Source organism: Marinobacter xestospongiae (genome assembly GCF_023156385.1).
Lineage (GTDB): Bacteria > Pseudomonadota > Gammaproteobacteria > Pseudomonadales > Oleiphilaceae > Marinobacter > Marinobacter xestospongiae.
Genome location: NZ_JAKZAK010000012.1, coordinates 32,462 through 51,457 on the forward strand (window position 1 = coordinate 32,462; position 18,996 = coordinate 51,457).

At 61.3% G+C, this 18,996-nt stretch carries 16 protein-coding genes and 1 tRNA gene; 12 read left to right on the forward strand and 5 right to left on the reverse strand.

The genetic code is table 11. The annotated features are described in order from the left end of the window. The first annotated feature begins 170 nt into the window (after positions 1 to 170). Positions 171 to 857, forward strand: coding sequence for a DUF6901 family protein (locus MLD24_RS09885; protein WP_248166510.1), 687 nt, complete (start codon positions 171 to 173; stop codon positions 855 to 857). 91 nt (positions 858 to 948) lie between these two features. On the opposite strand, the gene MLD24_RS09890 is transcribed toward MLD24_RS09885, so the two are convergent. Then, a complete protein-coding gene (locus tag MLD24_RS09890; protein ID WP_248166511.1) occupies positions 949 to 1,320 on the reverse strand; it encodes a PilZ domain-containing protein in 372 nt (123 codons plus the stop codon). A gap of 153 nt (positions 1,321 to 1,473) precedes the next feature. Continuing rightward, a complete protein-coding gene (locus MLD24_RS09895; RefSeq protein WP_248166512.1) occupies positions 1,474 to 1,758 on the reverse strand; it encodes a hypothetical protein in 285 nt (94 codons plus the stop codon). A 291-nt stretch (positions 1,759 to 2,049) separates the two neighbouring features. On the opposite strand from MLD24_RS09895, the gene MLD24_RS09900 reads away from it, so the two are divergent. From MLD24_RS09900 to MLD24_RS09910, 3 genes are read left to right on the forward strand one after another with little or no spacing between them, the layout of a single operon-like run. Continuing rightward, on the forward strand, positions 2,050 to 4,461 hold the full coding sequence (locus MLD24_RS09900; RefSeq protein WP_248166513.1) for a Lon protease family protein: 2,412 nt from the start codon (positions 2,050 to 2,052) through the stop codon (positions 4,459 to 4,461). Between the two features lie 20 nt (positions 4,462 to 4,481). Further along, positions 4,482 to 5,108 (forward strand): response regulator FixJ, encoded by a 627-nt coding sequence (gene fixJ, locus MLD24_RS09905; protein WP_227171850.1) that lies wholly within the window; start codon positions 4,482 to 4,484, stop codon positions 5,106 to 5,108. Positions 5,109 to 5,153: 45 nt separating this feature from the next. Continuing rightward, on the forward strand, positions 5,154 to 6,725 hold the full coding sequence (locus tag MLD24_RS09910) for an ATP-binding response regulator (RefSeq protein ID WP_227171849.1): 1,572 nt from the start codon (positions 5,154 to 5,156) through the stop codon (positions 6,723 to 6,725). Between the two features lie 128 nt (positions 6,726 to 6,853). Here MLD24_RS09910 and MLD24_RS09915 read toward each other — a convergent pair whose 3' ends face one another. Continuing rightward, entirely contained in the window at positions 6,854 to 7,723 is an 870-nt protein-coding gene (locus MLD24_RS09915) for a MaoC/PaaZ C-terminal domain-containing protein (RefSeq protein ID WP_248166514.1), read from the reverse strand. A gap of 285 nt (positions 7,724 to 8,008) precedes the next feature. On the opposite strand from MLD24_RS09915, the gene MLD24_RS09920 reads away from it, so the two are divergent. Continuing rightward, the gene (locus MLD24_RS09920) at positions 8,009 to 9,040 is read left to right on the forward strand and encodes an AraC family transcriptional regulator (protein ID WP_227171847.1); all 1,032 of its coding nucleotides are present in this window, start codon (positions 8,009 to 8,011) and stop codon (positions 9,038 to 9,040) included. Positions 9,041 to 9,276: 236 nt separating this feature from the next. Beyond that, positions 9,277 to 9,353: transfer RNA gene (locus MLD24_RS09925), tRNA-Asp, on the forward strand. Positions 9,354 to 9,762: 409 nt separating this feature from the next. Here MLD24_RS09925 and MLD24_RS09930 read toward each other — a convergent pair. Then, on the reverse strand, positions 9,763 to 10,815 hold the full coding sequence (locus MLD24_RS09930; protein ID WP_248166515.1) for an AraC family transcriptional regulator: 1,053 nt from the start codon (positions 10,813 to 10,815) through the stop codon (positions 9,763 to 9,765). Between the two features lie 120 nt (positions 10,816 to 10,935). Here MLD24_RS09930 and MLD24_RS09935 point away from each other — a divergent pair, with 120 nt between their 5' ends. Together MLD24_RS09935 and MLD24_RS09940 are read left to right on the forward strand one after the other, a co-directional pair. Continuing rightward, entirely contained in the window at positions 10,936 to 13,008 is a 2,073-nt protein-coding gene (locus MLD24_RS09935) for an oxidoreductase (RefSeq protein ID WP_227171845.1), read from the forward strand. A 224-nt stretch (positions 13,009 to 13,232) separates the two neighbouring features. After that, positions 13,233 to 14,519: a DNA repair protein gene (locus MLD24_RS09940; protein ID WP_248166516.1), complete on the forward strand. Its 1,287-nt coding sequence runs from the start codon at positions 13,233 to 13,235 to the stop codon at positions 14,517 to 14,519. Here MLD24_RS09940 and MLD24_RS09945 read toward each other — a convergent pair. After that, positions 14,410 to 15,387, reverse strand: a complete 978-nt coding sequence (locus MLD24_RS09945) for a DUF1853 family protein (RefSeq protein ID WP_248166517.1) — start codon at positions 15,385 to 15,387, stop codon at positions 14,410 to 14,412. The two genes, MLD24_RS09940 and MLD24_RS09945, sit on opposite strands and share 110 nt — an antisense overlap. Positions 15,388 to 15,499: 112 nt before the next feature. Between MLD24_RS09945 and MLD24_RS09950 the strand changes: the two genes are divergently transcribed. From MLD24_RS09950 to MLD24_RS09965, 4 genes are all read left to right on the forward strand, one after another. Then, a complete protein-coding gene (locus MLD24_RS09950; RefSeq protein ID WP_227171842.1) occupies positions 15,500 to 16,384 on the forward strand; it encodes an NAD(+) kinase in 885 nt (294 codons plus the stop codon). A gap of 2 nt (positions 16,385 to 16,386) precedes the next feature. Further along, complete coding sequence (locus MLD24_RS09955) at positions 16,387 to 17,403, forward strand: metallophosphoesterase (RefSeq protein ID WP_227171841.1); 1,017 nt, start codon at positions 16,387 to 16,389, stop codon at positions 17,401 to 17,403. A gap of 2 nt (positions 17,404 to 17,405) precedes the next feature. Beyond that, a complete protein-coding gene (locus MLD24_RS09960; RefSeq protein WP_248166518.1) occupies positions 17,406 to 18,266 on the forward strand; it encodes a rhomboid family intramembrane serine protease in 861 nt (286 codons plus the stop codon). A 434-nt stretch (positions 18,267 to 18,700) separates the two neighbouring features. Beyond that, entirely contained in the window at positions 18,701 to 18,961 is a 261-nt protein-coding gene (locus tag MLD24_RS09965) for a YeaC family protein (protein ID WP_248166519.1), read from the forward strand. Positions 18,962 to 18,996 lie beyond the last annotated feature (35 nt).

Here is an 18,996-nt window from a genome sequence, read left to right on the forward strand (position 1 = left end):
GGCTGATCGTCCTCGTCCTGATGCCGGAAATTCCGGGTGGGTCTGTCCCTGGTTGCCATCGTCACACGCCCTCATCCTGAAGCGGCTACACTGGCAAGTGTAGACCATGGAGCGACCTGCCATGGTCGACCGATAACCGATGGGTGGTGTGCGTTTCAGGATCGACGACTATGGATATCCGCTACGAGGTAGACCCCCAGGATCAGCCATCCTGGCAGCATTGTGTTGATGGCAGCGCCGATGGCCGCATTGATGACCGGGGCGACGGTCCGGCGTGGACCCGGCTGGCGTGCAATCAGTGCGAGCACTGCCCGTTGTCGACCCGTGACTATACCTTTTGCCCCCTGGCCCGGGCGTTGCAACCGGTATTGCGGAACGTGGCGGACTCGTCGTCCTATCAGCCGGTGCGGGTCCGGGTGGTGACGCCGGAGCGGGATGTGGTCAAGGTTACCTCCATGCAGCGGGCGATCGGCTCCCTGTTTGGCGTGGTCAGTGTGTTTTCCGGGTGTCCGCGGCTGGCGCTGCTGCGACCGCTGGGGCGGGTGCACCTGCCGTTCAGTTCCTCCGATGAAACGGTGATGCGGGTGATTGGCAGCTACCTCACCGGCCAGTTTGTGCGGGCACAGCACGGCCTGGACGCTGATTGGCAGTTGCAGGGGTTACGGGACCTGTATCGGGATATCCGCAAGGTAAACCGGGGCATCAGCGCCCGCTTGCGGGAGATTGCGACAGATGATGCCAGTGCCAACAGCATGGTGCTGCTGGATGTGCTGGCAACGGATGTGGAGTATACGCTGGACCGCTATGAGGGCGAGCTGGACAAGCTGTTTGCCGAATTCCTGCCGCCTGCGCCGTAACGGTTTGCCTGGCGACGCGGTAACGAACGTTTGCGTTATCGGTCGTTTTAACGGATACCGCAACGGATACAGCAGCGTACGAAGTGACCAATCAGCTGGCGTAGCGGTTGTAGATCCCTTCGATACGGGAGACGGCGTTGTCGACACCGCGGGAGTAGTCTTTCTGGTCGCGGCAGTAGCTGAACTGGATGCTGAGCCGGTAGCCGGCCTGGTAGGGACGGCAACTGATGACCCGGGCCGCCACTCGGGATTCGGAAATGTAACGGCCTTCGAAATCCAGCAACAGCCGGGTTCCGGCCGCGATGGGGCGGGGCGACAACAGGGCCAGGCCATAGCGGTTCAGGTCCAGGCAGGTGGTGTCCACCGCCGAGCGGGCGCCAAACAGCTTCCGTTCATGAAGCTGGACTTTCAGGCAGGGGGCGGCGAAGCGCTGCTTGATCCTGCGGTCTCCAGAGTCGGACATCATGTCTCGGTAACCGTGTTTTTATTGGTTTTGTCCCGGTATGGTCGAAACCACCGGTCGGGGAACGAAGTCTAGTCCCAGCGTTGCTGGGTTAAAAACAACCAGACTATAGAATGTGATGCTGCTCTCATTCCATAGCGTTGCCTTGTCAGCTCAGGCCTGGGCATCCACCAGCCGCCCTCGGCGGTCTTCCAGAGCGGCGGCCTGCCGTGTTTTCGGGTCCAGCAGATTGGGGCGACGGCGGCTGTTGCGCCGGCGTCGGTCGGGACCGTCAAAGTTTTCCTGGCGCCGTCTGCGGTCTGGTTGCAGCCGTCGATCGGCAATCCGTTGTCCCTCGGGGGCGGGGCTGCCATCGGCAGCGGCCGGTCGTCGCCCGGTATCAACCCGGGGGCGATCCACCGCCCCCAGCTTTGGGTAAGCGTTGCGATAGATGTCCATGACCTGAACCTCGTAAATGTCATCCGGCAGCGATCCGGCAGTCCATGACCGGGACCTCACTGACCAATATATCGGCAATCCCATGCGAAACTTGAGCCAGAGCGAGACATAAGACAAGGCAGATTCTACAATGACTCACTTCAGGCGCGCGTCCACAGCGTTGCCAGACCGAACCAGTGGCCGTCGGGCCAGCCAGAGCAGGCTGGCGGGCGGCACAGGGAACGCGGTCCCGGTGTCCCTACGGATGGGTAGGGTCAGTCTCTGCAACCAATGCCCCAACAGGACGAGAATTTGAAGTCACTGTCCCTGCATCAGCTTTACAAGGCCTGCGTGCTCAAGGAATTTCCGTTTAAAACCACCCGTCAGCTCGAGCCATTGGCGGAGATAGTGGGCCAGAACCGGGCCCAGGAAGCGGTGCGATTTGCATTGGCCATGCCCCACGGTGGTTACAACGTCTACGCGGTGGGCCGCAATGGTCTGGGCAAGCGCACCATGATGTTGCGTTACCTTGAGCATCACGCCGATACCAACCAGCAATGTCATGACTGGTGTTACGTGGCCAATTTTGAGGAGCCGCGGGAACCCAAGGTGCTGAAACTGCCTGCGGGGCGGGGTAGCCAATTGCGTCAGGACATGGACCGGTTGATGGGACGGCTGGTCAAGGTGGTGCCCCAGACCTTTGACAGTGACAGCTTCCTGGAGCGGGCCGAGCAGCTCAAGAACGAGTACGCCGGCAAGCAGGACGAAGCGCTGGAAAAAGTAGCCCGGCAGGCCAAACGCAAGAAGATCAGCCTCACGGTGACCACCCCCGGCGGGTACCGGCTGGTGGCGATGAACGGGGACGATCCCCACACCGCCGAGACCTTTGCGGCGTTGACGCCCGAGCAACGGGACCAGTTTGAGGCGGACATCGACAAACTGGAGAAAAAGCTGCGCCAGACGCTGCGTAAGGTGGCTGACTGGGAGCAGGAGTACGCCGAGCGTCAGCAACTGCTGAATCAGGAAACCCTGGAGAGTGTGACCGGGCATCAGCTCGATGAACTGGTCGCGCGCTACGGCGATCAGCCCGATGTGGTGGCCTACCTGGAGGCGGTGCGGACCGATCTGGCGGACAACCTGGATATTTTCCTGGACGAGAACGAGGAGCAGGCCGCCATTGCCTATGCCTCGCTCGACAAGAAGCTGCCGCGGCGCTATCAGATCAACGTGCTGGTTCACCAGAAAACCGGTGACGTGCCGGTGGTGGTGGAAGACAACCCCACCTATCACAACCTGTTCGGCTACGTGGAAAACGTCACCTACAAGGGCACCGTGTTTACCGACTTCACCCTGGTGCGGCCTGGCAGTCTGCACCGGGCCAACGGCGGCTATCTGTTGATGGACGCGATCAAGGTGCTGGAGCAGCCGTTTGTGTGGGATGGTCTGAAGCGCGCGCTGCGCTCCCGGTCCATGCAGATCAATTCCCTGGAGCGGGAAATGACGCTGTCCGGTACGATCTCCCTGGAGCCGGAAGCGATCCCGCTGGACGTCAAGATTGTGCTGTTTGGCGACCGGGAAACCTGGATGCTGCTGCAGGAGTACGACGCCGAGTTTGCTGAGCTGTTCCGGGTGACCGCTGATTTCGAGAATGAAATGGACCGCACCCCGGAGAGCCAGCTGCAGTACGCCAAGTTCATCGCCAGCCTGGTGAAGGAGAAGGGACTGCTGCACTGCAACCGCAAGGCGGTGGCCCGGGTGATCGAATACAGTGCCCGCATGGCGGAGCATCAGGATCGTCTGTCGCTGCACGCGGCGGACATCGCCAACCTGCTGCGGGAGTCTGACTACTGGGCCCGTCAGGCCGGCGCCAAGCTGATCGACGCCGACCACATCGAACAGGCCCTTGCCAGCGCCCGGTACCGCAGCAGCCGAATCCGTGACCAGTTCTACGAGTCGATCCGTGATGGCTCCACGCTGCTGAGCACCAGCGGTGAGTGCGTGGGCCAGATCAACGGGCTGTCGGTGTTGTCCACCGGCGGTTTTGAGTTTGGCCTGGCGAACCGGATCACCGCGACCACCTACTACGGCGGCGGCGATATTCTCGATATCGAGCGCGACGCCAAGCTCGGTGGCAACCTGCATTCCAAAGGTGTGATGATCCTCAGTGCCTGGCTGGCCAGCCGTTTCGCGGTTACCGACCCCCTGCACCTGTCGGCCAGCATTACCTTTGAACAGAATTACGGTGAGGTGGATGGCGACAGCGCGTCGCTGGCGGAATTGTGCGCCTTGATCTCCTCGCTGTCGGGCATTGCGATCCGTCAGGACCTGGCGATCACCGGCTCGGTGAACCAGTTCGGTGAGGTGCAGCCAATCGGTGGCGTCAACGAGAAGGTGGAAGGCTTCTATCAGGCCTGTCAGTTGACCGGCGCCCGTCCCCACCAGGGGGTGATTGTGCCCACCATCAACGTCCAGAACCTGATGCTGGATGCTGAGGTGCTGGATGCGGTCCGGCGCAGGCAGTTTGCGGTGTATGCGGTGGCGTCGGTGGACGACGCCGTGAGTCTGCTGATGGGGCGGCCCGCTGGTGAACCTGACCGCGATGGCCTGTATCCCCGGGGCAGTGTCTACGGTGCGATTCAGCAACGTCTGGAAAAAATGCGAGAACATGAGCGGCAGGAGCAGCAGGCTGCCCAGCAGGACAACAAGGAACCTTCGGTTCATTAGAATGGGAACGGGAGAACACCATGAGCGATACCCAACAAACCGTCTATCTGGTTGAGGACGATGAAGCGGTCCGGGATTCCCTGGAGCTGTTGTTGAAATCCGAGGGCCGTACCGTGGCCTCGTTCGAAAGCGCCAACGCCTTCCTCAAGGACTATTCCGAAGCGATGGCGGGCTGCATCGTGCTGGATATCCGTATGCCTGGCATGGATGGCCTGGAACTGCAGAAAAAGCTTAACGAGCTGCATTCCATTCTGCCAATCATCTTTGTGACCGGCCATGGCGATGTGCCAATGGCGGTGGATGCGATGAAAGAGGGGGCGGTGGACTTTATCCAGAAGCCCTACCGCGAGGAGGCGCTGCTGGAGAAGATTGAGGCGGCCCTCAAGCAGGATCTGGAGCAGCGCAAGACCCTGGGCGAAAAGCAGGAGATCCTGCGTCGTGTGAACACCCTCACACCCCGTGAATCCGAGATCATGGAGCGGATGATCGCCGGGCAGGCCAACAAGGTGATTGCCATTGAGTTGGAGATCAGTCAGCGCACCGTGGAGATCCACCGTTCGCGGGTGATGCACAAGATGGGCACCCACTCCCTGGCCCATCTGGTGCGGATGGTGCTGTCCGTAAAGGACCGTATCGACGCCCGATAACCGGGGCGTCATGATGCGGTTATGTTTCCTATGGGCAGTAACTCTATGAGCGAACAAGTCTGCGCGAGCGTCGAGCCCACCGTCCTGCTGGTCGATGACAATCCCCAGAACCTGAAGGTGCTGTACGAGACCCTCAAGGACAAGGGCTACCGTCTGCTGATTGCCAATGACGGTGCCAAGGCTTTGACACTGGCCCAGCGAGACCGGCCAGAGGTGATCCTGTTGGACATCATGATGCCGGAGCTTGATGGCTACCAGGTGTGTGAGCGCCTGAAGGCAGACCCGGCCACCGCCGACAGTGCGGTGGTGTTCCTGTCGGCGCTGGACGATGTGGAGGCCAAGGTCAAAGGCTTCTCACTGGGTGGTGCGGACTATATCTCCAAGCCGTTCCAGGCCGCGGAGGTCATTGCCCGGGTCAAGACCCACGCTCGGGTCATCCGTCTCGAGCGCCAGCTGCAGCAGCGTAACCGGCAGCTCGAGAGCGACCAGTCGCGCATTCTCAACGCCATCAGTGAAGGCATCTATGGCCTCGACGCTGACGGCAACATCATTTTTGCCAATCCCGCCGCCGAACGCATTGCCGGTAGTTCTGCCGAAGCGCTGGTAGGGCGCAACTTCTTCCAGCTGCACTTCAATCAGGATTGCGACTGCGATGACAGTCAGGATGCTGAGGACACGCCGGTAAAGGCGACCTGCAACCTGGGGCTGCCTGAGCACCGTCGTGACATCACCATGTTCCGTGCCGATGGTACCGGGTTTCCCGCAGAGTACCGGTCCTCTCCCAAGCTGGAGGGGGACGAGTTGCTGGGCGCGGTGGTGGTGTTCCGCGATATCACCGTTGAGCTGGAGCAGGAGTCCGAGCTGGAAGCCGCACGGGAGCTGGTGCAGGAGCAGCGTGAACAGCTGGCCCACGCCTCAAGGCTGTCCACCATTGGCGAGATGGCAGCCGGTTTTGCCCATGAAGTGAACCAGCCGCTGACCGCCATCAGCAACTACGCCCGCGTTGCTAACCGGCTGATGGGCGCAGACAGTCTGGATCAGGAGTTGCTTGGGGAGACCCTTGGCAAGATTGAGGCCCAGTCGCTGCGGGCCAGTGAGGTCATTCGCCGGATTCGTCAGTTCGTCAAGAAGCCGGCCGCCGGCAAGGAAGTGGTGTCGGTGGAGACCCTGCTGGATGACACCCGCCAGTTTGCGGAAGTGGATGCCCGCAACAACGAGGGTGGTGTGGAAATCACCATCGCAGACGACGTTCCCAATGTGCTGGTGGACCCGGTGCAGGTCCAGCAAGTGGCGCTGAACCTGATCCGTAATGCCCTTGAGGCTACCCGGGCGGCCGGTTCGACGGCGCCGGTGCGGGTGCTGGCGGAACGTTCCGGCGACCGCTGTGTCCGGGTTGAGGTCATTGACCGTGGCGTCGGCCTGCCGGCGGACGCCGAAGAAAAGCTGTTCCTGCCGTTCTTTACCACCAAGCCCGATGGTATGGGCATAGGCCTGCCCATGTGTCAGTCACTGATCCAGGCCCAGGGCGGTGAGATCGGTTTCCAGCGTCCGGAGCAGGGCGGTACCTGCTTCTACTTTACCCTGCCATTGGCTGAGGTCACCCAGCCTGTCGCCTGATCCGCTCTGGACTGGCGTTTCTCCTCTCGAACGTTGTCTCGGCAAACCTGCAGTAATGCGTATCTGACTGCTGACGGCCCCATCCCGGCTTTGTGCCGGGGTGAGGCCCAGACGCGATCAAAAAAAGCTTAGCGATGCCAGCGAATGTCTCCGCTCAGGTGTGGCGCATCGCCGGCCTGATTCAGCAGTTGGTACTGCCAGTGGTGCTCGTTTTCCTGCCAGTTCAGCTGTGCCTCTCCCGGCAGGAACAGGGGCTTCTTGAACGCGCAGGTAATGGTCACCGGTCCCTTGTGCCAGCCCGCTTGCTGCTCCAGCAGCGCCAGGATGTGAGCCTTGCTCCACATACCGTGGGCAATCGCCCGTGGGAAGCCGAAGGCCTTGGCGGTCAGGGCGTGGACATGGATCAGGTTCAGGTCGCCAGACACCTTGCCATACCGTCGGCCCAGGTTTTCGGGTGCCTTGACCGTCAGGCTGTGGGGATAGCGGGGCAGGGCGGGTTTCTCGCCTTTTTTGCCCTGACCGCCACCTTGGCGATACAGATTGGTACTGACTTCTTCCCAGACCAGATGGCCGCCGATCCGGGCTTCGGTCACCAGATCGAACTCCAGGCCGCGCTCACTGTGTTGCTCGCCGTCCAATCGCACGCTCAGGTCCAGCAGTTCGCCGCGGCCGATGGCGCGGTGCTGGGTGATGCGGTTGCGCAGATGGACCAGCCCCAGCAGTGGCAGGGGGAATTGTGGATCGGTCAGCAGTTGCAGGTGTAGCGGGAAGGCCAGGATGTGGGGCCAGGTGATGGGCACCGAGGTTCGGGGCTGGAAGCCGCACACGGCTTCATAACGGGCCAGCTTGGGTCCGGTGGTGCGGGCACCAATGATCTCCGCAGACAGGGGAGGCAGGCCCTGCTCGGTCGACGAGGTGCGGGAACCGCCGGTGAGGGCGCGGCTGTACAGCGGCCAGAGCCCGGGTGGCTGATTGTTGTAGGTATAGTGACTTGCCATGGATGCACTCCTGGGTTGAGAAGTGGTTGAATTCTGGTACAACTGTGCTCACCTGGCCTGATATGCGCTACTATGGTCTTATAGCCAGGATTGATATCCAGTGACGCCGCTATTCCGATAGCGTGCGATGTAATTACAAAAAGTCTGGCAAACTCACAAAGTCACGACAATGACCGGGTCTGCCGCTGATAGAGTCGGTAAGGCCAAACCAATAACTACAAGGAGCTCCAGCGGGAGTGTGCACAGGCTCTCCAGAAGCTCCCTGACAACGACAAGCGGATTGTTATGCAGGAACTTCGCGATGCGGGTGTGATGCTTCGCCTGATCTATCAGGCCATGAAAACACGTGACATAGATACGGACGCGATTTTCGCCCGATTGGGGGTGGATGAGGACTATGTCTTCACCGAGCAGCTCCGAACGCCCCACAATGCCCAGCTGTACTTCTGGCAGGTGGTGGAAGATGTCTCCGGCGACCCGGATGTGGGTCTCAACCTGGGCCAGGTGTTACCCGCCTACCGCGGCCAGGTGCTTGAATACCTGTTTCTCAGCAGTCCCACCTTTGGCGAGGGGCTCCGGCGCGCCCAGAACTACCAGCGCCTGCTCAGCGATGCCGCCAACACCGATTTCTTCGTTGAGGGCGATGAAGCCTGCATGGTGCTGGACACTGCCTCCGAGGAAGTCAGCCGCTTGAAACACTTCAACGAGTGTTTCGTGCAGGGCCTGGTGACCTTCTTCAAGTCCATCACCGACGGTCGCTTCCAGCCTTCCCGTATTGAGTTTGAACACCACCGTGACACTGGTCAGGCGCTGGTGCAGGACACCCTGGGCTGCGAGGTGGTGTTTGGTGCCAAGGAGAACCGACTGTTCTTCCCGGTGCGCCTGCTGGCCCATCCTTCCCCGCATGCTGAACCGGAACTGCTGGCGTTGCACGAGCGCTTCGCTTCGGAGCAGGTGGCGCGGCTGGAGAAGAAAGACATAGTGGGTCAGGTGGAGCGCATTGTCGCGGAGCTGTTGGACAGCGGTGAGGTCACCCTGGATGCGGTTGCCGAGCGTCTGCAGATCAAGCCCAGAACGCTGCGGACCCGGCTGACCGAGGCCGAGACCAGCTTTAACCAGGTGCTGGCGGATTTCCGTTACCGGCTGGCGCGCCAACTGCTGGCCACCACTGACGAGTCGATTGATGAGATTGTCTACCTCACCGGCTTCTCGGAGCCCAGCACCTTCTACCGCGCCTTCAAACGCTGGTCAGGCATGACCCCGATCGAGTACCGCAAGACTGCCCAGGGCAAGGATGCGATGGTAGACGCCATGTAGTCATGGTCCCGGACGCACGTTCCCCATCCCGGTTGTTGCCGGGTGGGGGAGGCGCTCCAGGTCAGCGCCCGTTCGAGGGGCTGAAAAAAAAACTGACATTTTTTTGAGAAAAGCGTTGACAGTTTTCCGGGGGTCTATATAATGCGCCCTCGTTGTCACCGAGAACACCACGCCACACAGGGCGGTTCTCGAAAATATCGCAAGCAACTCAAAGCGATACAATGACAGCCCAACGCGGAGCGGTAGTTCAGTTGGTTAGAATACCGGCCTGTCACGCCGGGGGTCGCGGGTTCGAGTCCCGTCCGCTCCGCCACTTTTTCCTCTTGTCAGAATCGATCTGGCGACGCAGCTGAAAGTCGAAGGTTTTCAGCGCACCCAAGGCGATAAAGAGTCGCCTCCCTTCCGGGTTTCAGAATTCTCCTTGTTAGCATCGAATGTTTGGACCAGCCCTTATGGGATGCGCCGAATTTTTGTCGTTTTTGTCCTGTACTGAATTCAAACTGTCATCTGTCTCTGCGATTCTGGCGCCTATGGGTCTTGCGCTCTATCAGTCGCAGGTGCTTAATGGATCAGGATGGTCGCGGGATCGCGACCGGCATACAGTGGATAGGGAATTCTGTGAGGACGATATGAACGACTATGAAGAAGAAATCATCGAGCAGCAGTTGGAAGACTTCGACGATGATGAAGACTACGGCGACCCCATGGAGCTGTGACGCTCCCTAGATCTCAGTAGCGCCTTTCAGTACCCGACGGTGCTGGCCCGGGCTGATGCCGAACCAGCGGCGGTAGGCTTTGTGGAAGGCTGCAGGGTTGGCAAATCCCAACAGCCAGGAAATTTCCGCAAACGACAGGCTGGTTTCTGCCAGGTAGTCCTGGGCCAGGTCCTTGCGGGTGTCGTCGAGCAGTTCGCGGTAGCCCCGGCCCTCGGCCGCCAGGTGCCGTTGCAGGGTCCAGGGCGTTAGCCCGAACTCGGCCGCCATGGCCGCCAGCTCAGGTGGCCGCTCCGCCAGTTGGGCGGCAAGCTTTTCCTTGATTCTCTCCCCCAGACTCCAGCCCGCCTGGCGCCGTTTCAGGTCCTGGCTGCACTCCTCCACCAGCAGTTGATGTACCGCCGCCTGGGCGTCCTGGCAGCGGGTGTCGGCCATTTGGCTGTTGAGCTGCAAGCGGTTCTCCGGCGCGCCGAAGTGCACCGGACAGCCAAACCAGGCCTCGAATGCCGCCTCCTGTCCCTGGCTCGGGTATTCGATCCACACCTCCTCGGCGACCTGTTGCTGACCACTGACGGTGCGGAGAAACTGCACCCAGGTGGCCAGGACCGAATCCACCACAAAGAAGTTGAAGCGGTTGTAGGGGCGGATCGAATAGAACCGGGCCAGGTCGGGTGTTCGGGTCATGCTGGGTTGGCCCCGGCTGTTGCGACTGGTGAGCAGGGCAAAGCGGATCAGGGTGGCGAGTGCGTCACTCGCGGTGGCTGCGGCCGCGCCAGCGAGACCGGCGCGGCCAGCATCCACCGGCCGGCTGAGCGCCCCCATCACCAGGCCCAGGTTGGGGTTGCCGGTGTGTTCGATGGCGGCGTGACCCAGGCGCATGAAGCGGGGAATGCTGATGCGGGCGTCCGTCGACGCCAGGATGGCCGGCGACAGATTGAACTGGGCGAGCAGCGGCGCCGGGTCGCAGCCCTGGTGCTGGACTGCCCGGGCGAGCACGTCGACGTGTAGGACGCTGATGTCGCCCAGAGTGTTGCGGCGCATCGGGGCGTTGGGTTTGGGCATGATCGACGACTCAGTGTTGTTTGAAGATAATAAAAGGTTATTTCAGGATATTGAGGCTGGCAAGACCAGCGGCTACTTTAGGCTCACTAAAAGAACGTGAACCGATTCACGGAGATGAAGATGAGTGAGAACCAAGCGACACCCGGTCTGACCAAGTACCCCAACCTGCTGGAGCCCCTGGATCTGGGCTTTACCCGGCTGCGTAACCGGACCCTGATGGGGTCCATGCACACGGGGCTGGAAGAGGCCAAGAACGGCTTTGAGCGGCTGGCAACCTTTTACGCCGAACGCGCCCGTGGCGGCGTAGGCCTGATCGTGACCGGTGGTATCGGCCCCAATGCCGAAGGCAGCGTCATGCAGCACGCGGCCAAGATGGATACCGAGGAAGAAGCCGAGCAGCACAAGGTGGTGACGGAGGCAGTACACCGGGAAGGTGGCAAGATCTGCATGCAGATTCTCCACGCCGGTCGCTATGCCTACACCCCGCAGCTGGTTGCGCCGTCCGCGATTCAGGCGCCCATCAACCCCTTCACTCCCAAAGAGCTGGACGGTGATGGCGTTGAGAAGCAGATCCAGGATTACGTCAACTGCGCCGCACTGGCCCAGCAGGCCGGCTACGACGGCGTTGAGATCATGGGCTCGGAAGGCTATCTGATCAACCAGTTCATCGTTAGTCACACCAACCACCGCACTGACGAGTGGGGCGGCAGCTACGAGAACCGGATTCGCTTCCCGCTGGAGATTGTGCGTCGGGTTCGGGAGCGTGTCGGGGCCAACTTCATCATTATCTACCGGCTGTCGATGCTGGACCTGATTGAGGACGGCAGCACCTGGGATGAAGTGGTGCAACTGGCCAAGGCCATTGAGCAGGCCGGTGCCACCATCATCAACACCGGTATCGGCTGGCACGAAGCGCGGGTGCCGACCATCGTCACCTCGGTACCGCGGGCGGCGTTCACGGAAGTGACCAAGCGTCTCAAGGGCGAAGTGAGCATTCCCCTGGTGACCACCAACCGCATCAATATGCCGGACGTGGCGGAATCCGTGCTGGCCGACGGTCACGCCGATATGGTGTCGATGGCGCGGCCATTCCTGGCGGACGCCGACCTGGTGGCCAAGGCGGCAGAGGATCGCGCCGATGAGATCAACACCTGCATCGGCTGTAACCAGGCCTGTCTGGACCACACCTTCAGTGGCAAGCTCACCTCCTGCCTGGTGAACCCGCGGGCCTGTAACGAAACCGAGCTGGCCTACGTCAAGACCGCCAAGCCGAAGCGAATTGCGGTGGTTGGTGCCGGTCCGGCAGGCCTGGCCATGGCGACGGTGGCGGCAGAGCGGGGGCACCAGGTCACCCTGTTTGATGCCGGTAGTGAAGTGGGCGGCCAGTTCAATGTGGCCAAGCGGATTCCGGGCAAGGAAGAATTCTATGAAACCCTGCGCTACTTCCGCGTCATGCTCGACAAGCACGGGGTGGATGTGCGCCTGAACACCCGGGTGGACGTGGATGACCTGATCGCCGGTGAGTACGACGATGTGGTGCTGGCCACCGGCATCGTGCCCCGCACTCCGGAGATCGACGGCATCGACCACCCCAAGGTGATTGGATACCTGGATGCCATCCTGGGTCGCAAACCGGTGGGCCAGAAGGTCGCGGTGATCGGCGCCGGCGGCATCGGTTTCGATGTGTCGGAATTCATCGTCCACGAGGGCGAATCGCCGTCCCTCAACACCGAACACTTCATGCGGGAGTGGGGCGTGGACCTGACTGCCGAACACCGTGGCGGCATCAAGGGGATGACCCCGGAGCTGCCCAAGCCGGCCCGTGAGGTCTACCTGCTGCAACGCAAGGCTTCCAAAGTCGGTAAGAATCTGGGCAAGACCACCGGCTGGATTCATCGTACCTCCCTCAAGAACCGGCAGGTACAGATGGTACCTGGCGTCAGCTATCGCCGAATCGACGACGAGGGACTGCACGTCACCATCACGCCGAAAGGCGCGGAGCAGGGCGAAGACCGGCTGTTGCCGGTGGATACTATCATCGTCTGCGCCGGCCAGGAGCCGCTGCGGGAACTGCAGCAGGGGCTGGAAGCCGCCGGTGTGGCGGTGCACCTGATTGGCGGTGCTGACGTGGCGGCGGAACTGGACGCCAAGCGCGCCATCGACCAGGGCAGCCGGTTGGCCGCGGAACTCTGATCCGCAACGGCGGTCATGCAGACCCGGTCGGGCTATCCCGACCGGGTTTTTTTGTGCCGGTTTGGGCGACAGGTCGGCAAGCTGGCAGGCGACCGACTGCACAATCCCGGGCCACCTGACCCCGATACCCTGCCGGTTGGCGGTTGGCGAGGCTACAATAGGGGCATGACTTGATCAGTGTCGACGGCACGACCGTCGGCCAGGGCAACCAACAGGAGTGGAGAGTGGATTCAGCGCTTCCAGGGAAAGACGGCTACGCAGCGGTGCTGTTCGTCGAGGGGGCACGGGTGGCGCGGCAGATGCGTGCCCAGGAATTTGGCGCGTTTCTGGACGGCTACGTGGGCCTGTCGGATCTGGCGGATACCGATGTCAAAGCCGTCTACGTGCTGCTGGATGGCCAGCTGCAGGTGCGCTCGCTGGTGTTCTTCCGGATCTGGTTCGACGAGGAAGGACGTGCTGACAGCCACTGGAATCTGCCGGTGGAGGAACTGGCGCTGGAGGGAGCGTCCGGGCCGGATCTGGGGGCTGGACCGATCCGGTTGGTGTGTCGCAGTCAGTGCCCGCGCCCGGCGCTGGCAGACGAACTCTGGGACCCGGACATGTCGCCCGGCCAGAACCAGTTCCAGGCCATCCGCAAGGCCATCGAGGCCAATTCCCTCAAGTTTCGTCGTCTTGCCCCGGAGGTGCCGGATGAGCATGTGCCGGTGCTCCGTGCGCAGGCCTCCGGCGGCCAGGAAGACAGCGAGCGTGCCGACCGAACCCGCCTGGCCCGGCTGATTCGGGCCCAACGTTTGCGGATCAAGACCCTGCAGAGTGTCCACCGGGACTCGGTGGCCGAGATCCGCCGTGAGCATCGGCTGGAGATGCAGGGGTTGCGGGCCGAGGTGGCTGAACTGGAGCAGGGCCGGGAGCGGCAGCGTCTGGTCAATGAGCAGCTCAAGGAGCGGCTGGCAGAGCGTAACCAACAGTACCTCAATCTTCAGGAGCAGTTACAGCAGCAGGCCACCGCCACCGAAGCAGGCGCCCAGACCCGGGGGGCGGAACTGGTGCTGCTCAACGAGCAGTTGGAACGCCGGCGACGAGAGCTGGCGCTGCGGGATGAGCGCATTGCCCAGCTGGAGCAGGAACTGGAAGAAATTCAGCAGCAGGAGCCGGCGGAAGACACACTGATGCGGCACCTGAAGGATCAGTCGGTGTTTCTGGTGGCCTATCACGCCGGGCTTGGTCACATGACGTTGCCCTTTGACGACATTGAGCGCTATTTCCTCAACCCTACCGGTTTCGCCGCCGACAAGTGCGGTCTGAACGAGCCGGCTTACCTGGACTGGCTGGATCATTACGAGCAGCCGGTGTGCCGGCACCAGCACCAGGGCCGGCTTTGTGGTCAGCCGGTGATGCGGGTCAGCCAGCCGGCGGAGTTTCGTGCGGGGCTGGATGATCGCTGCGACCAGCATCGTCCGGCGGCCCGGGCCAGTGATCCGGCACCACAAAAAAACGACGGGTCTCGATAAAGCCATCACCCTTAGCGGTCATCAGGGCGAAGGGCCGCGGCCGCGAGTGGACGGCCACACTGGCCAGAGCGGCACGGGTGGACTCCGGCTCGGGGGGCTGCGGTTGCTGGTAGCGGCCGAGCCAGTCGGGTTTGTCCAGGTGCACCCAGTGGTCTGTCTTGAGGCCGGGCAACTGGTGGTGATAGAGCCACTGCCCGCGGTCATGGCCCGGGTTTACCCAATCTGGCAGTGTCGGCTGAGGTTGCCCTGTCAGGGGAGTGAACAGCATGCCCGGCATTACCAGCACCGGGGCCAGCGGACCCTGGATACCCTGACCGGCCAGCCATTCCCGGGTGAGGGGGCGCTGGGCGAGGGTGCACTGGTGGGTCACCATGCGTTCGGTTTTGAGGTCGAGACGATCCTGGGCATTGGGGCCCAGCCATTGGTTAACGCTGCCCTGGGGGTGGCCCAGGTAGAACTTGACGGCAATTTCGTGGTGTTCCAGGCGATTGCTGAGCGGGTTCTCCACCACCAGGTCCAGTTCCCCCAGCGTGCGGCCGTCATGGGCCCGGATGGCGGTATTGCTGAGCAACACCCGCCAGTCCAGAAACTGCTCCAGAAAGAACCGGTACAGGGTTTCGAAATAGTGTCCCAGGCGGCGGCTCTGGCACTGGCCAAGGGCCGCCAGCAGCGGGGCCGGGGCGGCGTCGAGCCGTTGCAGGCGTGATGACGTATCTGTCGGCAACCAGTCCCGGGGACAAGCCACCGGGCCGGTATCCACCAGCGGTGCGGCCTGGCACAGCCAGGCCAGATGGCGAACCGCCGGGGTTTGCCAGGGCTGCTGGAGCAGGTCCAGGGCCTGGTGATCGGGCAAAGCGTTTTCGTTCATCCCGGGTAATTCGTTAAGATGTGAACAGGCGGCTGCAGTGCAGCCATCTCTCCAGGGCACCAGCGACCGCGCCGGGGTGTCCGTGTTTCCCTTGCCAGCCACAGGAATCTACATGGATCAATTCAGGAACATCGGCGTTATCGGACGAATGGGCAGCGTCAAGGTTGTCGAGTCCCTGCGTCAGCTGAAACAGTACCTCATGGCCGAAAACTATCACGTCATCATTGAGGAAGATACCGCCGGCATGCTGCCTGGTCACGGTCTGCAGGTTGCCAGCAAGAAGCTGATCGGCGAGATCTGTGATCTGGTGATTGTGGTGGGAGGCGATGGCAGTCTGCTGGGTGCGGCGCGGGAGCTGGCCAAGTCGAACGTGCCACTGCTCGGGGTCAACCGTGGCCGGCTGGGTTTTCTCACCGATATCTCGCCGTCAGATCTGGAACAGCGCCTTGCCAAGGTGCTGGAAGGTGACTACATCGAGGAGAAGCGCTTTCTGCTGGATGGCAGTGTTGAGCGTAACGGTCAGGCCCTGGGGTTTGGCGCAGCGCTGAATGACGTGGTGCTGCATCCGGGCAAATCCACTCGGATGATCGGCTTTGACCTGTTCATTGACGGTCATTTCGTTTACAGCCAGCGTTCAGACGGCCTGATCGTTTCCACTCCGACCGGGTCCACGGCTTACTCACTGTCAGCGGGTGGCCCGATCATGCACCCCAAACTGGATGCGATTGTGCTGGTGCCGATGTTCCCCCACACCCTCAGCAGCCGCCCCATCGTGGTAGACGGCAAGAGTGAGATCAAACTGGTGATTGGCGAGACCAACGAAGCCTATCCCCAGGTCAGTTTTGATGGCCAGATGAACATTGCCTGTGCCCCCGGCGACATCATCCGCATCACCAAGAAACCCTTCAAGATCCGCCTGATTCATCCGACGGACCACAACTTTTACGCAACATGCCGGGACAAACTGGGATGGGCGAGTGAGATAGCAGCGAGTTGATCATGGCGGTACAACACGACAAGTCCGCAAGCCGCGGTTACGACATCATCGGAGATGTGCACGGTTGTGCGCATACTCTGGTGCGTCTGCTGGAGCAGATGGGATACCGCAAGGTAAACGGCATCTACGAGCATCCCCGCCGGCAGGCGATATTCATTGGCGACATCGTCGACCGGGGCCCCCGCATCCGGGAAGCTCTGCACCTGGTGCGGGACATGGTCGAGCACGGCTCGGCCCGGATGGTGATGGGCAACCACGAATACAACGCTTTGGGCTACTGCACCCGGGCCCGTGCGGGCAGTGGCAAGAAGTGGCTGCGGGAGCACAACCCCCGCCACGACCGGCTGATTCACGAGACCCTGGAACAGTTTGAGCACTACCCCCAGGAGTGGAACGAATTCCTGGAGTGGTTCTACACCGTGCCGCTGTTCATTGAGGAAGACCACTTCCGTGTTGTCCACGCCTGCTGGGACGACCACCTGATCCGCCAGTTCAAGGACAGCCAGCATGGCGCCTGCATTGATGAGGACTTCCTGCACGCCTCCTCGGCACTGGAATCCTTCGCCGGCCAGGTGATGGATACGCTGCTGAGGGGAACCGACCTCAAGTTGCCGGAGGGCATGGCGATCACCGGCAAGGATGGCTACGTGCGGGAATTTTTCCGCACCAAGTTCTGGGCCCAGAACCCGCAGACCTATCAGGATGTGGTGTTCCAGCCCGACCCGCTGCCGCCGGAGGTGGCCAGTCGGCCGCTGTCAGAGCGGGATCGGGGTCAGCTGCTGAGCTACCCCACCAGTGAGCCGCCGGTGTTCGTCGGCCATTACTGGATGGACGGCGACCCGGCTCCGATCACCCCCAATGTGGCCTGCATCGACTACAGCGCGGTCAAGTACGGCAAGCTGGTGGCCTATCGCATGGACGATGAGCGCGAACTGTCGAAGGACAAGTTTGTCTACGTGGAAGTGGAGCGACCGGAACAATCGGAAGACCCTTATACCGAAGACAGCGTGGCGAGGTAGTCTTGTACCGCATCAAGCAGTTGGAAACCGACGTCAACCTGGCGGCCTTCAGCCAGTGGCTGGAGCAGCAGGGGGTTGGTCACCGCATCACTGCGGAAGGCAACCACCAGGTGCTGTGGCTGGAAAACCCAGACCAGGCCGAGCCGGTGCTGGAAGCGTTGCGGCAGTTCCTGGCGTCGCCCCAGAGTCACAGTCGTCCGGATCGCAAGCCGGGATCGCCGTTTCACCCCAGTGGCCGGTGGCAGGCGTCACCGGGCCACGCACCGCTGGTCATGGCGATGATCGGGGTAGCGATCATGGTGGCCTTTGCCACCGATCTGGGGCGCAGCATTCTTTCTGCGGCCCTGATGGTGGTCGATCCGAGGGTCTACCCCTGGGATACCATGGCGGAACGGCTGACGGCGCTGACCTCGACTCTGGCCGGCGGGGAAGTCTGGCGGCTGGTCTCGCCGGATTTTCTGCATTTCAGCTGGCCGCATCTGATCTTCAACTCGGTGATGCTGTGGTTCCTGGGCAGTCAGGTGGAGTGGATTGACGGCCGTGGCCGCCTGCTGGTGCTGTTTGTTGTGGGCAGCCTGCTGTCCAATGGTTTGCAGTATTTCACCACCGGGCCGCTGTTTGGTGGACTCTCCGGGGTGGTGTATGCCCTGGTGAGTTATTGCTGGCTGAGCCAGAGGCGCCAGCCCAGGTTCCAGTTCCCCTCCGCCCTGGCGGTTCTGGCTGTGGCTTGGGTGCTGTTCGGCTTTACGCCGTTGCCGGAGCTGCTGGGTCTGGGCCGTATGGCAAACGCTGCCCATCTCGGTGGTCTGCTGGCCGGGTTGCTGCTGGGCCTGGTGTTGCCAGCACGCAAGCCCCGTCACTGACGGTTATCTGACAGCATCCAGGCAAAAAAAAGCCCCACCAAAGGGTGGGGCGTAAATGAGCGGTTAAGCTCCTGATGAGAGAGACCAAATGCAAACGACCGTTGTCATTTGGTGAGTTAACGATAATCGTTATCATTTAATGGGTCAAGCCGATTCCTCCAGAAATCGGAAAAAAGTTCGAAAAAAACGTTCGCAGAAAACGTATTACGGCAGGGACAGCTTGAGGAGTGTCTGGCGAATTGCCTGAGACAGACGCAAAAAAAAGCCCCACCAAAAGGTGGGGCGTGAATGAGCAGTTAAGCTCCTGATGAGAGAGACCAAATGCTAACGACCGTCGTCATTTGGTGAAGTAATGATAATTGTTATCATTTGTTTTGTTCAACCCCTGACACGGTTTTTTTCCAAATTTTTTCGATGCGAAGCAGGAAACTGTGATGACGTACCAAGAATTGATTGAACGCATGGACCCGACGGTGTACCAGAGCCTGCGTCAGGCGGTGGAACTGGGCAAATGGCCGGACGGTCGGGTTCTGAGCGCCGAACAGCGTGAGCTCTGTATGGAGGCGGTGCTTTACTATGAGAGCAAGAATGTCCCGGAGGAAGAACGGGTTGGTTATATCGATCGCGGCAAGAAGGCAGAGGGGGAGACCTGTGGCAGCTCCGATGACGCGGCTCCGATCCGTATCCTGAGCTGAGGTGCCCCTTGTCGACCGCTATTGATGTCACCGGG

What these genes read in the sequence shown, in the direction of transcription:
- fixJ (WP_227171850.1), top strand. Translation starts at nt 4,482, where the DNA reads ATGAGCGATACCCAACAAACCGTCTATCTGGTTGAGGACGATGAAGCG.
- MLD24_RS09915 (WP_248166514.1), bottom strand. Translation starts at nt 7,723, where the DNA reads ATGGCAAGTCACTATACCTACAACAATCAGCCACCCGGGCTCTGGCCG.
- MLD24_RS09885 (WP_248166510.1), top strand. Translation starts at nt 171, where the DNA reads ATGGATATCCGCTACGAGGTAGACCCCCAGGATCAGCCATCCTGGCAG.
- MLD24_RS09890 (WP_248166511.1), bottom strand. Translation starts at nt 1,320, where the DNA reads ATGTCCGACTCTGGAGACCGCAGGATCAAGCAGCGCTTCGCCGCCCCC.
- MLD24_RS09935 (WP_227171845.1), top strand. Translation starts at nt 10,936, where the DNA reads ATGAGTGAGAACCAAGCGACACCCGGTCTGACCAAGTACCCCAACCTG.
- MLD24_RS09950 (WP_227171842.1), top strand. Translation starts at nt 15,500, where the DNA reads ATGGATCAATTCAGGAACATCGGCGTTATCGGACGAATGGGCAGCGTC.
- MLD24_RS09955 (WP_227171841.1), top strand. Translation starts at nt 16,387, where the DNA reads ATGGCGGTACAACACGACAAGTCCGCAAGCCGCGGTTACGACATCATC.
- MLD24_RS09895 (WP_248166512.1), bottom strand. Translation starts at nt 1,758, where the DNA reads ATGGACATCTATCGCAACGCTTACCCAAAGCTGGGGGCGGTGGATCGC.
- MLD24_RS09945 (WP_248166517.1), bottom strand. Translation starts at nt 15,387, where the DNA reads ATGAACGAAAACGCTTTGCCCGATCACCAGGCCCTGGACCTGCTCCAG.
- MLD24_RS09920 (WP_227171847.1), top strand. Translation starts at nt 8,009, where the DNA reads ATGCAGGAACTTCGCGATGCGGGTGTGATGCTTCGCCTGATCTATCAG.
- MLD24_RS09965 (WP_248166519.1), top strand. Translation starts at nt 18,701, where the DNA reads ATGACGTACCAAGAATTGATTGAACGCATGGACCCGACGGTGTACCAG.
- MLD24_RS09930 (WP_248166515.1), bottom strand. Translation starts at nt 10,815, where the DNA reads ATGCCCAAACCCAACGCCCCGATGCGCCGCAACACTCTGGGCGACATC.
- MLD24_RS09910 (WP_227171849.1), top strand. Translation starts at nt 5,154, where the DNA reads ATGAGCGAACAAGTCTGCGCGAGCGTCGAGCCCACCGTCCTGCTGGTC.